Genomic DNA, 14,449 nt, shown 5'->3' with positions numbered 1-14,449 from the left:
CGGTAAGGTTGATGACGATGGGGCGACCGTTCGAACTGGTGATTGTCGGCGGGGGGACCGCCGGCTGGATGTGCGCAGCGGCGTGCGCGGCGAAGCTGGTGCCGACGGGGGTGCGGGTGCGGCTGGTCGAATCCGAAGAGATCGGCACCGTCGGCGTCGGCGAGGCGACGCTGCCGCAGATGAAGGACTTCAACGACTTTCTCGGGCTCGACGAGGTCGAGTTCATGAAGGCGACCCAGGCGAGCTTCAAGCTCGGCATCGAGTTCGTGAACTGGGGGCATGAAGGGCATCGCTACATCCATCCGTTCGGCACCTATGGCCGGCCGGTGGGGGAGGCGGACTTCTTCAGCTACTGGATCCGCGCGCGGCGCTCAGGCATTGCGTCGCGGCTCGACGACTATTGCTTCCCGATCGTTGCCGCCTGGCAGAACCGCTTCATGCTGCCCAATGGCGATCCGAACGACGTTCGCAATGCCTTTGCCTATGCCTATCACCTCGATGCCTTTCTCTACGCCCGTTACCTGCGCGGCTGGGCTGAGGCGCGCGGGATCGAACGCGTCGAGGGGCGGATCGTCGATGTCGAGCGCGATGGCGGAAGCGGCGCGATCGCCGCCGTGACGCTCGCCTCGGGCGAACCCGTCGCGGGGGACTTCTTCATCGACTGCTCCGGCTTCCGTTCGCTGCTGCTCGGATCGATGCTGGGTGTCGAACTGGAAGACTGGTCGCACTGGCTGCCCTGCGACAGCGCGCAGGCGGTGCCGTGCGCGCGCTCGCAGGATTTCACCCCCTATACCCGCTCCACGCGGCGCAAGGCCGGCTGGCAGTGGCGCATCCCGCTGCAGCATCGCACCGGCAACGGCTATGTCTATTCGAGCGCGCATGTCTCGGACGACGAGGCCGCCGCGACCCTGCTCGCCAATCTCGACGGCGAGGCATTGGCCGAGCCGCGCGTGTTGCGCTTCAAGGCGGGCAAGCGCCGCCTCGCCTGGTCGCGCAATTGCATCGGTATGGGGTTGGCGGGCGGATTCCTCGAGCCGCTTGAGTCGACCAGCATCTACCTCGTCCAGATGGCGATCATGCACATGCTGACGCTGCTGCCGTCGACGGAGGGGATCGATCCGGCGCTGCCCGCCGAATTCAATCGCGTGATGGATGTCGAATATGACCGGATCCGCGACTTCCTGATCCTCCACTATATCGCGAACGAGGCCGATGCGCCGCTATGGGCGCATGTCACTGCGGTCGACTTGCCCGACACGCTTCAGGACAAGATCGATCGCTTCCGCCATCGCGGTCATGTCCAGGCCTATCGGGACGGGCTGTTCGGCCCGCCGAGCTGGCAGGCGGTATTCGTCGGGCAAGGGATCGAGCCGCTCGCGGCGGACCGGCTCGCCGATGTGCTGCCGGCCGAGGCTCTCGCACAACGTCTCGAAATGCTCGCATCGACGATCGCGCGCGGTGCCGGGTCGGCACCGTCGCATGCCGACTTCATCGCCCGCTACTGCCCGGCGCCTGCGCCGTGAGCGGTCCGGTCGAACGGGTAGCGGTCTATGGCGGGGGCGTCGCGGCACCGATGGCGGCGCTTGCGGTCGCCCGGGCCTATGGCCGGCTGGGCACGCAGGTGACCTGGGTCGATACCGGGGAAGCGCCGCCGCCGCATGCCGCACTGGTCGCCGTGCCCGACCTTGCGGCGTTCCATCGCCTGCTCGGGATCACCGACGCGGCGTTGATCGAAACGGCATCGGCGACGCTCAACATGGGCCAGCAATTCGCCGGCTGGTCGGGCGGAGACGATGCGTTTCTCCATGCTTATGGCGATGCGGGAACCCCTTTTGCGTCGTTGCCGCTGGTCCAGCACTGGACACGCGCGCGTCAGGCCGGGTTGCGCGTCGCGCTGGAGGACTTCTGCCTTGCCGCCGCCGCCGCGAAACAGGGACGGGCGGGCGAGGCGCGCGATCCGGCAACGCGGCAGGCGGTCAAGCATGGCTGGCATCTGGATGCCGCGGGCTATACCGAACTGCTGCGTGCGGCGTGCAAGGGCGCGGCTGTGACGATCGTGCAAGGCGGGGGCGCACAGCCGCACGCTGCGGATGGCAGAGTGGACCGGATCGTGCTCGCGGACGGCGCAGCGGTGACGGCGGACCTGTTCGTCGACGCTGATGGCGCGCTGACCCGGTCGCTCGATCCGCACGGTGCGGAGGAAGGAAATGGCCTTTGCGACCGGATTCTCTGCGGTAGCGCCGCGCGGCTCGATCCGCTGCCGCTTTACAGTCGTGTCGCCGCGCATGAAGCGGGGTGGGTGACGCTGATCCCGCTGAGCGACCGGCTGGCGGTCGAAATCGCATATGACAGCCGACAGATGCCTGACGACGCGGCGCGTATGGTCATGGAGCGGGCTGCGGGCCGTGCTGTCGAAACGGGCGGGTCGGAAGCGTTCTCCGCAACGCTACGGCCGCGCCCCTGGTTCGCGAATTGCGTCGCGATCGGGCGCGCGGCGAGCGATGCGCCGCGGCTCGACGGGGCGGAACTGCTGCTGCTCCAGCTCGCCGTTGCCCAACTCGTGCTGCTCTGGCCGATCGATCGCGATGCGATGCCTGAGGCGGACATCTACAATGAGGAGCTGACAGGCTCATATGCGCGCGTGCGTGACTTTGCTGCGCAGCATTTCCGTCTCAACCGACGCCATGGCGAGCCTTTCTGGGATGCCGCGCGCGCTGCTCCGGTCTCCGCCGAGCTGGCGGCCAAGATTGACCTGTTCGCCGCGCGCGGCATGTTCGCGCATTTCAACTACGAGGCGCATGTCGAGGATGGCTGGGCCTTGTGCATGACCGGCCATGGCGTGGTTCCGCACAGCTTCGATCCGCAGGCGCTGCTGGTCGAGGATCAGGCGCTGATGGCGGAATTTCAGCGCCAGCTGCGCGCGATCGCCGCCGAGGTTCGCAGCATGGAGACGCATGCGGAGGCGCTCGCGCGGATCCGGAGCGGCGGGCGTTGAGCGCGCGGCCGGTTCGCCGGATCGTCATCGTCGGCGGTGGCAGCGCAGGCTGGATGACGGCGGCTGCGCTCGGCCGTGCGCTGGCGGGGCAGAGCCACAGCATCACGCTGGTCGAATCCGAGGCGATCGGCACGGTGGGGGTGGGTGAGGCGACGGTGCCGCCGATCCTCGACTTCAATCGTTATCTGCGGATCGACCCGGACGAGTTCCTTCGCGAGACCAATGGCTCGATCAAGCTTGGCATCGAGTTCGAAGGTTGGGGCGGTGCCGGTCACCGCTATTTCCATCCCTTCGGCTTCTTCGGCGTCGAGATGTCGGGGATTCACTTCCATCATTTCTGGCTGCGCCATGTCGCGGAGGTGGGGCCTCGGGACCACAGCGAGTATCATCTCGAGGCGATGGCCTTACGCGAAGGCCGCTTCGCGCGGATGACCCGCACGGGGCCTGTCCATCATGCGGTGCATTTCGATGCCTCGCTCTACGCGCGTTTCCTGCGCGGCCGTGCCGAGGCGTCGGGCGTGGTTCGGGTCGAGGGCAAGGTCGTCCATGTCCGCCTCGATCCTGAAAACGGCTATATCGACGCGCTGGCGCTCGATGACGGCCGCAGCATCGAAGGCGACCTGTTTATCGATTGCTCGGGGTTCCGCGGCTTGCTGATCGAAGGCGCGCTGGAGACCGGCTATGAAAGCTGGAATCACTGGCTGCCCTGCGACAGTGCCGTGGCCGTGCCCGCGGCGAACGCCGGCGACCCGCTGCCCTTCACCCGCTCGACCGCGCGCGAGGCGGGCTGGCAGTGGCGCATTCCGCTCCAGCATCGTGACGGCAACGGCTATGTCTATTCGAGCGCGCATCTGCCGCATGCCGAAGCGGCACGGCTGCTGAGCGAACGCTTGCCCGGCCCGGCGCAGGCGGATCCCAATTTCCTCCGCTTCACCGCCGGGCATCGCCGGAAAATCTGGAACCGCAACTGCGTCGCCATCGGGCTGGCGGGCGGATTTCTCGAACCGCTCGAATCGACCTCGATTCATCTCATTCAGACGACGATCATCCGTCTGCTCGCGCTGCTGCCCCGCGACGGGATCGATCCCAATGTCGTTGCGCGCTTCAACCGCGAATCGCTGCATGAATACCGGACGATCCGGGATTTCGTGATCGCGCACTACGCATTGGCCGGGCGCGACGACACGCCTTTCTGGCGCGATGTCGCCGCCACCGGAGTGCCGGACACGCTCGCCGAGCGGATCGAGGCGTTCCGCGCCACCGGCAACATCCTGTTCGAGCCGGGCGACCTGTTCGGCCCGACGAACTGGTACTGGGTGATGACGGGGCAGGGCGTATGGCCGCGCAGCTGGCACCCGATCGCCGATGGCCTGTCTTCGGCCGAGCTCACTGCGCGGCTGGCGGTGCTCAGGGGGCGGGTCGCCGAGCAACTCGCGGAGCTGCCTCCCCACGTCGAATTCCTGCGGCGGCTGTCGGCCTAACCCCGTTCACCGGGGCGCGACCGGCCAGGGACGCGTCAGCCGTTCAGTTCGGCGACCACGTCATAGGCATCGCCGCGATAGTAGCTCTGGGTGAATTCGGCGGTGCGTCCGTCGGACAGGAAGCCGCGGCGCTCGATGAACAGCCCGGGCGCGCCGGGCTCGACGCCCAGAACCTCTGCCTGTTCCTCGGTAAAGGCCACGGCGCGCAGCCGCTGGAGTGCGCGCACGGGGAGGTGCCCCGCCGCCTCGAGCGCTTCGTAGAGCGACGCTCCGACCGTTTCGACCGAGGGGAGGCAATAGGCCGGGATCGTCGCATATTCGAGCGCCATCGACGTATCGTCGGCATAGCGGATGCGGTGGAAGCGATAGACCAGCGAGCCGGGCGAGAGCCCCAGCGACAGCGCCTCCTCAGGCGTCACCGCGCCTGCCGTCTTGCTCACCCATTTGCTGTGCGGCCGCCGTCCGCGCGAAACCATGTCCTCCGAGAAGGAGGTGAGCTTGGAGAAGCTCTTCTCGACGCGCGGCCGGGTGACGAAGGTGCCCGCGCCGCGCCGCCGCGCGACGATGCCGTCCGCGACCAGCCCGTCGATCGCCTTGCGCACGGTGATGCGCGAGACGTCGAACTCTTCGGCGAGGTCGCGTTCGGTCGGGATTGCCTCTTCGGCCTTGACCACCTGTCCCTCGATCGCGTCGCGCAGGATCTTCTGCAGCTGGAGGTAGAGTGGGGTCGGGTCTTCCTTCTGGAGGGGACCAACACGTTCGATCAGCGACAAGGCTTGATGCTCCACCTTCACGGCTGCGCCTGGCGATAGTACCAGTGCGATCCCACCATGTGTTGCATTGGTATCGCAGCGTCAATCGTTAGCGCGCACAATGGGCGCCGAAAGCCCGCGATGGATGGCGCGAGTCAGCGCATGGTCCGGCGAATCCTGTGAAACTTCCCAAACCATGACCCCACCGGCCCTGGCCCGGGCGAGTTTTGCCTTGGCCTCGATCGTCGCCGGGCCGTTGTGGGTGACATAACGGCAGCCCGCGCACGCCTTGCCGACGACATCGGCCTTAGCGGCATCGGGCTGGGCTGCGACGAGGTCACGATAGGACCAATTGGCCTTTTCCCCGCCAAAGCCATAGCCATAGAAAGGAACCCCCAGCACCAGCCGCTCCGGAGCGACGCCGCGGGCGAGCCAGAGGTCCAGGTCGCGCTCTGCCATCGCCAGCGGCGAATGCTCTGCGCCTGCCGGCCCCCAGAACGGCCCGATCGCGTCATAGGACATGACGTTGACCAGATCGAAATAGCGGATCGATCCGACCGGGATCATCCCGCCCTCATAGGATCCGGTGGCGCAGGTGAGCAGCTTGCCGCGCGCCTTGAGCGCCTTGGACAGCGTTTCGATGAAGGGGACGTAGTTGCCCGCGCGGTCGATGGCGGTGAGCAGTTCCCCTTCGAGATCGATATCGACCCCGTCCAGGCCGAGTTGGTCGGCCAGCGCGACCAATGCCGCCGCGGTCGCCTCGCGCCTGTCGGGGGCGAGCAGCGCCTTCCAGTCGCCCGAACAATCCGGGATGATGCCGCCGGCGACCGAGATCAGCACCTTCGCGCCGCTTGTCTTGAGCCGGGCCACGCCGGCTTTCAACGAATCGGCCGTCACACGCGATCCGAATGCGCCGATCATGCAGGTCATGGCGCCGTCGCGAACGAAGACGCCGTCCGCATCGGGATTGGCGAAAGACAGGTTGAAATGGGTGAAGCTCGGCAGGTGCGTCCGGTCGATCGAGAGGTCCAGCCCTTTGAAGATGGCCACGTAGCCGACCGTGACCGGCTTCGCCGATGCGGCGGCCGGGCGCGGCGATAGGACTAATATGAAACCAATTGCCAAGCCGCACAGCCATTGTGCCAGCGTGATATGTCTCATGCCCCTGACATCCCCCTTGAAATGCCGCTCTTCGAAAGAGCGTTGACCCTGCGTAATGAGCATGACAAATTGAATACAAATTGTCGAGCGGGAGAGAGTGATGCGTAAAGCGGGCTGGGCGTTGTTGTCGGCTATGATGATTGCGGCGCCTGCCGTGGCGCGCGTGGAGGCGCCGGCGCAGGCCGCGCTCGATACGCTTGCGGAGTCACTCGGCTACCGGTTCGAGGTGGTCGACAATCAGCCCACCTGCCCTGAGAAGTCGCCGGCCTGCTTCCTGTCGACCATCACGCTGACCGTCCCGCAGGCGCTGCCCGCCGGGGTGCCGGGGAAGGGCCTGTCGCTCTATTTCAGCTTCCCCACCCAGCTGCCGATGATCGAAAGCGACATCTTCGAGCTGGAGTTCATCAATGGCGACCTTCAGCGGCTGAAGCTCAAGCCAGGTGCGGTGCTTAAGCCCGGCTCGACGCATGTCGTGAAGCTCTGGGGCACGGGCAAGTTCTTCTCCAAGGCATTCCCGATGCCTAACGCCTATCTCACGGCAGACGGGCTCAAGGCGCGGACGATCGCGGCGTCGCGCGCCAAGATCGATCCCGAAACGGGGCTCGAAGTGCTGCCCTTCGTCGCGCCGATGACCAATGAAGCGAAGCTCGCCACCAAGGGCGGCGCTGACCGCACCCGCTGGCTCACCGCCGAGCGCGCCTTCGATCTTCAGGCCGGACGGACCGCCCCCGCGGCGACGGGCGTGGTGATGCTGCCCAAGCCGGTGCTGGCGGTTCAAGGGGCCGGCACCGTCGATCTGCGCGGGGGCGTCGCGGTGACGCTTGCGGGTCTCGGCCAGGACTCGGTGGCGCCGGCATTGGCGGCGCTCGCCCGGATCGGGGTGAAGGAGGGCGGCAAGCTGCCGCTGTCGGTCCGCGTCGATCCGTCGGCGAAGCTGGCTGCGGAGGGCTATGTGCTCGACGTCAAGCCGGCAGGCATCACCGTCACCGCCGCCGATGCGGTCGGCGCCAGCCATGCGCTGCGCTCGCTCGCGCAGCAGGCGGCGTTCGAGAAGGGCATGATGAAGCCGCTACGGGTCGAGGATGCGCCGCGCTACGGGTTCCGCGGACTGCATCTCGATGTCGGCCGCAACTTCCACGACCGCGCCGAGATCCTGAAGCTGGTCGATGCCATGGCGGCGTTCAAGCTCAACAAGCTGCACCTCCATCTCGCCGAGGACGAGGGCTGGCGCATCGAGATTCCGGCGCTGCCCGAACTGGCGCAGATCGGCGGCAAGCGCTGCCATGATCCCGAGGAGAATGTCTGCCTGCTGCCCCAGCTCGGCGCCGGGCCGGACGGGACCAGCGACGTCAACGGCTATCTGACCACCGCCGACTATGTGACGATCGTCAAGGAAGCGGCGGCGCGCGGGATCGAGGTGATTCCGTCGATCGACACGCCAGGCCACTCGCGCGCGGCGGTGACCGCGATGGAAGCACGCTATCGCCGTCTTGCCGCTGCGGGCAAGCAGGCCGAAGCTTCGGAATATCGCCTGATCGATCCGGCGGACACGACCAAGTACAGCAGCGTTCAGCACTATACCGACAACACGCTGAACGTCTGTCTGCCGTCCACCTATCGCTTCATGGACACGGTGGTGGATGCGCTGGCGGAGATGCACCGCCAGGCGGGCGCACCGCTCAAGACCTTCCATCTCGGCGCCGACGAGACCGCGGGCGCCTGGGTCAAGTCGCCTGCGTGCGCGACGATGATCGCGGAGAATGGCGGGGACGCGACCAAGCTCACCTCGCGCTTCATCGAGAAGGTGACCGCCAATGTCGCGGCCAAGGGTATCCGCACCGGCGGGTGGAGCGACGGCATGGGCCATACCGATCCGGCCCGGATGCCGAAGAACGTCCAGACCAACATCTGGGGCGTGCTGCACAGCGGCGCGATCCGCGAGGCGCACGACCAGCTCAACCGGGGCTGGAACGTGGTGCTGTCGATCCCCGATCTCGGCTATTTCGACATGCCCTATGCGCCGCATCCGGACGAGGGCGGCTATGACTGGGCGTCGCGCGGGGTCGATCCCTATCAGGTGTTCGGCTTCATGACCGACAACCTCCCCGCCAATGCGGCGCTGGTGCGCAACATCCAGGCGCAGGAGAAGTCGATCGAGGACAAGCCGGTGCGCGAGCCGGGCCGCGGTATCGTCGGCATCCAGGCGCAGCTGTGGAGCGAGACGATCCGCACCGACGCCAATGTCGAATACATGCTGTTCCCGCGCCTGCTCGCGCTGGCCGAGCGCGCCTGGACGCCGGCGACCTGGGCCCCGGCCTATCAGCCAGGGGTGAGCTATCAGTGGCAGGATCCGCGGGTCGATCAGGCGAAGCTTGGCGCCGAATGGCGGAACTTCGCCGGCCGCGTCGCGGCGCAGTTCCCGCTGCTCGAGCGCGCCGGCATCGCCTATCGCGTCTCGCCTCCGGGCGCACGGATCGTCGGAGGCAAGCTGGAGGCGAACAACGTCTTCCCGGGCACCGCGATCGAATATCGCGCGAACGGCGGCGGCTGGACGCGCTATAGCGGACCGGTGGCTGTAGCGGGCGCGGTCGAGGTGCGCAGCCGCTCTGCCGACGGGAAGCGCGCGAGCCGGACGGTGCGGGTCGAACCGGCGCGCTGAGGGCAGGCGCATGCAGGAACTGGATGGCGGCGATCGCGATGGCATCGCCGCCGCCATGGCCGCGGCAGAGCGGCCAGTGGCGATCCGCGGCCTTGCCTCAGCCTGGCCGGCGGTGGCTGCGGCATGGGAAGGCGATGAGGCGATCGCGTCCTACCTCTCGGCGCGCGACATCGGCCGTCCGCTGACGGTTCTGGTCGCTCCGCCGGAGGTCGGGGGCCGCTATTTCTACGACGACGCGATGCGCGGCTTCAATTTCGGGACCGCGAAGATGCCGATGCGGGAATTGCTTGCGCGGCTGCTGGCGGAGCGTGGCCAGGACGATGTGCAGGGATTGTACGCCGGGTCGAACCCGACGCTGGCGAGCGTGGGGACCTTTGCCGCAGAGAACCCGCTCGACATCGATACCCAGGGCGTCGATCCGCGCATCTGGGTCGGTAACGCCAGCCGGATTGCGCCGCATTACGACATGGCGGCGAACATCGCGGTCGTGGTCGCTGGCAAGCGCCGCTTCACCTTGTTCCCGCCCGAACAGCTCGCCAATCTCTATGTCGGTCCGGTCGAGCGGACCGTTGCCGGACAGCCGACCAGCATGGTCGATCCCGACAACCCCGATCTGGATCGCTTCCCGCGCTTCGCCGAGGCGCAGCGCCATGCGCAGGTCGCTGAGCTCGGTCTTGGCGACGCGATCTACATCCCGCCTCTATGGTGGCATCATGTGCGGGCCGAAGCTGCGCTCAACGTGCTTGTGAACTATTGGTTCGCTCAGCCTCAGGATCGCTTCCCCTTCGCCGCGCTGATGCTCGCGCTCCACTCGATCCGCGATCTGCCGGAGCCTGAGCGGCGGGCGTGGCGGGCGTGGTTCGATCATTATGTGTTCGGCGAAGATGCGTCCGATGCGGCGGCGCATCTGCCTGCGCATGCTCGCGGCGTGCTCGGCCCGCCATCCCCTGCGCGTGATGCGATGATGACCAGCTATGTCGCGGGGATGATCCGCGGCGGCGGGCGCTGACGCCACGGGGCACTAGCCCTTGAGCCGAACCCGCCGCATAACCGCCGCAACCGGCGGGGGATCTGAATGGCGATTGCACTGGATTATGCGAGTGAGCCGCAGCGGCGTCGTGGGGCGTGGTACGGGCAGCTGTACGTGCAGGTGCTGGTGGCGATCGCTGCGGGTGTGAGCGTGGGCTATTTCTGGCCGGATGCGGGTGCGTCGCTGAAGCCTTTGGGCGACGCGTTCATCAAGCTGGTGAAGATGATCATCGCGCCGGTGATCTTCCTGACGCTGGTGACCGGGATCGCGGGGATGACCGAGCTCAAGTCGGTGGGCCGGGTCGCGGGCAAGGCATTTGCATACTTCCTGTTCTTCTCGACGCTGGCGCTGGTGGTCGGTCTGATCGTCGCCAACACGGTTCAGCCGGGCGCTGGGATGAACGTCGATCCGGCCAGCCTCGATACCGGGGCGGTCAAGGATTATGTCGCCAAGGCGCATGACAGCTCGATCGTCGGCTTCCTGATGGCGATCATCCCGACGACGCTGGTGTCGGCGCTGACCGGGGAGTCGCTGCTCCAGGTGCTGCTGGTATCGATCCTGTTCGGGATCGCGCTGTCGATGGTGGGCGAGCCGGCGGCGCCGGTGCGCGACCTGCTCGAGAAGACGGGCCTTGTCGTGTTCAAGCTGGTCGGCATCCTGATGCGCGCGGCGCCGGTGGGCGCGTTCGGGGCGATGGCCTTCACCATCGGCAAGTACGGCATCGAATCGCTCGCCAACCTGGCGGGGCTGGTGGCGACCTTCTACCTCACCTCGGCGATCTTCGTGGTGGTGGTGCTGGGCGTGGTCGCAAAGCTCGCCGGTTTCTCGATCTTCAAGCTGATCCGCTATCTGCGTGCCGAGCTGCTGCTGGTGCTGGGCACCTCCTCGTCCGAAAGCGCGCTGCCGAGCCTGATGGACAAGATGGAGCGGGCGGGTTGCGCCAAGCCGGTGGTCGGCCTGGTCGTGCCGACGGGCTATTCGTTCAACCTCGACGGCACCAACATCTACATGACGCTGGCGGCGCTGTTCATCGCGCAGGCGTGCAATGTCGATCTGAGCCTGGGCGACCAGATCGCGCTGCTGGCGATCGCGATGATCTCGTCCAAGGGCGCGGCGGGGGTGACGGGGGCAGGGTTCATCACGCTGGCCGCGACGCTGTCGATCGTGCCCGACGTGCCGGTCGCGGGCATGGCGCTGATCCTGGGCATCGACCGGTTCATGTCCGAATGCCGCAGCCTCACCAACTTCATCGGCAACGCCGTCGCCACCATCGTCGTCGCCCGTTGGGACAACGCCCTCGACACCGCCGCACTCCACCACGCCCTCAATGCACCTACTGCCCCAGGCCCCGCACGACCGGCCACCGAAAGCGACATGGACTAGACCGCCTTACCGGCCGCCTTGAGTTTCTCGTAGCGCTTGACCGATTTCACCATGTGCTGCCGCGCGGCGCGGCGGGCGGCATTGGCATCGCCCGTCTCGATCGCGGCATAGATCGCCTCATGGTCGCGATTGATCGTTCGCGCATAGCGCTGGTGCTTCTTGGGATCGCTCCCCTGCAGGTAAAGTTTGCGCGAAGGCACCAGCCGCACGCCGAGAAACTGGGTGAAACGCAGGAAATAATCGTTGCCCGTCGCACGCGCGATCGCGGCGTGGAAGGCCGCGTCGGCGGCGACCGATCCATCGACATCGGTGCTCGAATCCATCGTCGCCAGCGCTTTGCGAATCTCGGCGAGGTCGGCATCGGTCCGCCGCTCGGCTGCGAGCGCTGCCATTTCCATCTCGAACCCCATGCGCATCTCGAGCAAGCGCAGCACGTCGTCGATCTCGCTGACCTCGTCGGGGGTCACCTGAAACGCGCGATACTGCGCGCCCTCCGCGACATAGGCGCCCGACCCGCGCCGCGAGATCAGCAGGCCGCGGGCGGCGAGCCGTGAATAGGCCTCGCGTACCACGGTGCGACTGACCCCGAAACTCTCGGTGATCGCCTTCTCGGTCGGAAAGCGCGAGCCGGGAGGCATGTCGCCCCGTTCGATCTGTTGTTCGAATCGCTGGACCAGATCGTCGGCCAGCGACGCTGCCTTGGTCGCCATGGGGCGAGCGTTACCATCGCCGGAGACGGGTTGGCTAGGGCCGGAAATCGGGTTGCTGGCCATCGACATAGGCTTGCCAGGCCTCGCGCGTCGCAAAATCGAGCCCGCGATCCCAGGTGGCGCCGGCATGGTAGACGAACGGCTTGCCCGGCGTGACGCGTACCAGGATCAGGTAGTTGTCGGCGTCCTCGGCAAAGCCGGCAAAAGCACGCGGGTCCACCATGATCGCCGCCGCCATCGTCCCCTTGACGGGATCGGTCGGCCCCCACCAGCTCATCCGGGCACGGGCTTGATCCTTCACGATCTTGCCGAGCGGCGCGCCTGCGATCGGACGTTTCGAAACGCCGATGCCCACGATCATCTCGCCCGGACGGTCGGATCGCAGCGTCGATGTCATGCGCGTGAAGTTCGTGCCCGCTGGCAGCGTAAAGCGCCGCGTCTCCCACACGCTGCGCGCGACATCGACCGGCCATGGTGCATAGTCCACGGCGAAGTCCGCTACCTTCGGCCCGGCGCTGGCGACGCGCGGCCGTACATAGTTGCGTGAGGTCCAAAGTTTGTTGTCGTGCCAGATGCCGAGACCGCCCACGCCGCGGCCTGTGCCGACATTGTAGAAGTCGAGACCCTCGCCATGGTCAGCATGCTGATCGCCGGTGCGCAGTTGCCGGTCCATATACGGCCAGCGCACGCGCTTGCCCCAGGCGTCGATGCCGGAAGAGGAGGGCGGCTCGGCCTTCTCCAGCGCGCGGCCGTAGATGCGGAAGGCGATCCGGTCATTCTCCCACAGCAGATCGTCATAGCGATAATCGGCGATCGCTACCGCTGCGCGCGCCTGTTGCTCGGCTTCGGTAGCGGGCCGTAGCGGCTTGTGTTGCTGCGCCAGCGCGCTGCCGGCGACGAGCGTGAGGAGAAAGGCCGCGCCGCGCATCACCAGCTCCACATGGTTCCGTCTTCGAGCCGGTTCACGGGGAGGTAGGCGCGATCGTAGGGGAAGGTCCCGGCCAGCGTCTCGTCGATCTCCACCCCCAGGCCCGGCACCTCGCCCGGGTGCAGCATGCCATCGGCAAAGCTGTAGGCATGCGGGAATACCGCGTCGGTCTCCGGCGTATGGCGCATATATTCCTGGATGCCGAAATTGGGGATGGCGAGGCCGAGATGCAGCGCCGCCGCCATCGTTACCGGCGACAGGTCGGTCGCACCATGACAGCCGGTGCGGATCTGGTGAAGGTCGGCCAGCGCGGCGATCTGGCGCATATGCGTGATCCCGCCCGCATGCAGCACGGTTGCGCGGATATAGTCGATCAGCCGGTTCTCGATCAGCGCCTTGCAATCCCAGATCGAGCTGAAAATCTCGCCCACGGCGATCGGCGTAGTCGTGTGCTGGCGGATCAGGCGGAACGATTCCTGATCCTCGGCCGGGGTCGCGTCTTCGATCCAGAAGGGGCGATAGCGCTCCAGATCCTTGCCCAGCCGAGCCGCCTCGATCGGGGTCAGCCGGTGATGCACGTCGTGGAGAAGATGGACATCCCAGCCCAGCGCCTCGCGCGCCGCCTCGAACAGTTCGGGCACGATGCGGAGATATTTCGACGTCGACCAGACATTCTCGCTGGGCAGCGCAGCGTCGGCGGGCTCGTAGAAATATTTGTCCTTCGACACGCCATAGGTTGATGCCATTCCCGGCACGCCGCATTGCAGGCGGATCGCCTTGTAGCCCTGCAGCTGATAGTCGAGCGCCGCCTTGATCGTCTCCTCGATCGAGGTGCCATTGGCATGGCCATATACCATGCAGCCTTCGCGCGAGGCGCCGCCGAGCAGCTGGTAGACCGGCATTCCGGCAAGCTTGCCCTTGATGTCCCACAGCGCCATGTCGACCGCGGCGATCGCGGTCATTGTCACCGGTCCGCGGCGCCAGTACGCACCCTTGTAGAGATATTGCCAGATATCCTCGATCCGGTGCGCGTCGCGGCCGATCAGGCAGGGGGCGACATGGTCGGAGAGGTAGGCCGCCACCGCAAGTTCGCGCCCGTTCAGCGTCGCGTCGCCGATGCCGGTCGTGCCGTCGTCGCACTCCACCTTCAACGTCACGAAATTGCGCCCCGGAGAGGTCACGATCACCCGGGCAGACACGATCTTCGGCATTCCATCCCCTTTTATCTCGACGGAGAGTTGTGTGACAACCTTATTGACAGATCGGTTCGAAAAGGAAAGAGATTGTTACCGGTGTCAAGAAAAATAGTACGACAAATTCAGCTGGAGGTGGATGTGGGTCGAGCCGAGT

The 14,449-nt window shown here is 66.5% G+C and carries 11 protein-coding genes; 6 read left to right on the top strand and 5 right to left on the bottom strand.

The annotated features are described in order from the left end of the window. The first annotated feature begins 17 nt into the window (after positions 1 to 17). Genes BDW16_RS08090 through BDW16_RS08080 form a run of 3 tightly spaced genes read left to right on the top strand, consistent with a single transcriptional unit; the run spans position 18 to position 4,476 of the window. On the top strand, positions 18 to 1,523 hold the full coding sequence (locus tag BDW16_RS08090; RefSeq protein ID WP_307695400.1) for a tryptophan halogenase family protein: 1,506 nt from the start codon (positions 18 to 20) through the stop codon (positions 1,521 to 1,523). Next, positions 1,520 to 2,995 (top strand): tryptophan 7-halogenase, encoded by a 1,476-nt coding sequence (locus BDW16_RS08085; RefSeq protein WP_066579722.1) that lies wholly within the window; start codon positions 1,520 to 1,522, stop codon positions 2,993 to 2,995. The genes BDW16_RS08090 and BDW16_RS08085 overlap by 4 nt, the downstream gene beginning before the upstream one ends. After that, positions 2,992 to 4,476, top strand: coding sequence for a tryptophan halogenase family protein (locus BDW16_RS08080; protein ID WP_083954346.1), 1,485 nt, complete (start codon positions 2,992 to 2,994; stop codon positions 4,474 to 4,476). Before BDW16_RS08085 ends, BDW16_RS08080 begins: the two co-directional genes overlap by 4 nt. Before the next feature lie 35 nt (positions 4,477 to 4,511). Here BDW16_RS08080 and BDW16_RS08075 read toward each other — a convergent pair whose 3' ends face one another. Next, the gene (locus BDW16_RS08075) at positions 4,512 to 5,264 is read right to left on the bottom strand and encodes a GntR family transcriptional regulator (protein WP_371836707.1); all 753 of its coding nucleotides are present in this window, start codon (positions 5,262 to 5,264) and stop codon (positions 4,512 to 4,514) included. 66 nt (positions 5,265 to 5,330) lie between these two features. After that, the gene (locus BDW16_RS08070; RefSeq protein WP_066579720.1) at positions 5,331 to 6,389 is read right to left on the bottom strand and encodes a glycosyl hydrolase family 18 protein; all 1,059 of its coding nucleotides are present in this window, start codon (positions 6,387 to 6,389) and stop codon (positions 5,331 to 5,333) included. A gap of 100 nt (positions 6,390 to 6,489) precedes the next feature. Here BDW16_RS08070 and BDW16_RS08065 point away from each other — a divergent pair, with 100 nt between their 5' ends. The 3 genes from BDW16_RS08065 (at position 6,490) to BDW16_RS08055 (ending at position 11,461) form a co-directional block, all read left to right on the top strand. Beyond that, positions 6,490 to 9,048 carry a family 20 glycosylhydrolase gene (locus BDW16_RS08065; RefSeq protein WP_241230568.1) on the top strand — a complete coding sequence of 853 codons (2,559 nt, stop codon included), beginning with the start codon at positions 6,490 to 6,492 and terminating at the stop codon, positions 9,046 to 9,048. A 10-nt stretch (positions 9,049 to 9,058) separates the two neighbouring features. Further along, positions 9,059 to 10,057 carry a cupin-like domain-containing protein gene (locus tag BDW16_RS08060; RefSeq protein ID WP_100362728.1) on the top strand — a complete coding sequence of 333 codons (999 nt, stop codon included), beginning with the start codon at positions 9,059 to 9,061 and terminating at the stop codon, positions 10,055 to 10,057. A gap of 66 nt (positions 10,058 to 10,123) precedes the next feature. Then, the gene (locus BDW16_RS08055; RefSeq protein WP_100362727.1) at positions 10,124 to 11,461 is read left to right on the top strand and encodes a dicarboxylate/amino acid:cation symporter; all 1,338 of its coding nucleotides are present in this window, start codon (positions 10,124 to 10,126) and stop codon (positions 11,459 to 11,461) included. Here the strand turns inward: BDW16_RS08055 and BDW16_RS08050 are convergent. From BDW16_RS08050 to manD, 3 genes are read right to left on the bottom strand one after another with little or no spacing between them, the layout of a single operon-like run. After that, positions 11,458 to 12,171: a FadR/GntR family transcriptional regulator gene (locus tag BDW16_RS08050; protein ID WP_066581433.1), complete on the bottom strand. Its 714-nt coding sequence runs from the start codon at positions 12,169 to 12,171 to the stop codon at positions 11,458 to 11,460. The two genes, BDW16_RS08055 and BDW16_RS08050, sit on opposite strands and share 4 nt — an antisense overlap. A gap of 34 nt (positions 12,172 to 12,205) precedes the next feature. Next, complete coding sequence (locus BDW16_RS08045; RefSeq protein WP_066581431.1) at positions 12,206 to 13,099, bottom strand: DUF4861 family protein; 894 nt, start codon at positions 13,097 to 13,099, stop codon at positions 12,206 to 12,208. Beyond that, a complete protein-coding gene (manD, locus tag BDW16_RS08040; RefSeq protein ID WP_066581429.1) occupies positions 13,099 to 14,310 on the bottom strand; it encodes a D-mannonate dehydratase ManD in 1,212 nt (403 codons plus the stop codon). The genes BDW16_RS08045 and manD overlap by 1 nt, the downstream gene beginning before the upstream one ends. Positions 14,311 to 14,449: the final 139 nt, after the last annotated feature.

Source organism: Sphingomonas koreensis (genome assembly GCF_002797435.1).
GTDB classification, from domain to species: domain Bacteria; phylum Pseudomonadota; class Alphaproteobacteria; order Sphingomonadales; family Sphingomonadaceae; genus Sphingomonas; species Sphingomonas koreensis.
The sequence above is the reverse complement of the archived record's forward strand: the minus strand, read 5'-3'. Positions and strand labels throughout refer to the sequence as shown.

Bases quoted from the DNA above. Each gene is read 5' to 3' on its own strand.
- BDW16_RS08090 (WP_307695400.1), top strand. From the start codon at position 18: ATGGGGCGACCGTTCGAACTGGTGATTGTCGGCGGGGGGACCGCCGGC.
- BDW16_RS08070 (WP_066579720.1), bottom strand. From the start codon at position 6,389: ATGAGACATATCACGCTGGCACAATGGCTGTGCGGCTTGGCAATTGGT.
- BDW16_RS08065 (WP_241230568.1), top strand. From the start codon at position 6,490: ATGCGTAAAGCGGGCTGGGCGTTGTTGTCGGCTATGATGATTGCGGCG.
- BDW16_RS08060 (WP_100362728.1), top strand. From the start codon at position 9,059: ATGCAGGAACTGGATGGCGGCGATCGCGATGGCATCGCCGCCGCCATG.
- BDW16_RS08055 (WP_100362727.1), top strand. From the start codon at position 10,124: ATGGCGATTGCACTGGATTATGCGAGTGAGCCGCAGCGGCGTCGTGGG.
- BDW16_RS08050 (WP_066581433.1), bottom strand. From the start codon at position 12,171: ATGGCGACCAAGGCAGCGTCGCTGGCCGACGATCTGGTCCAGCGATTC.
- BDW16_RS08045 (WP_066581431.1), bottom strand. From the start codon at position 13,099: ATGCGCGGCGCGGCCTTTCTCCTCACGCTCGTCGCCGGCAGCGCGCTG.
- manD (WP_066581429.1), bottom strand. From the start codon at position 14,310: ATGCCGAAGATCGTGTCTGCCCGGGTGATCGTGACCTCTCCGGGGCGC.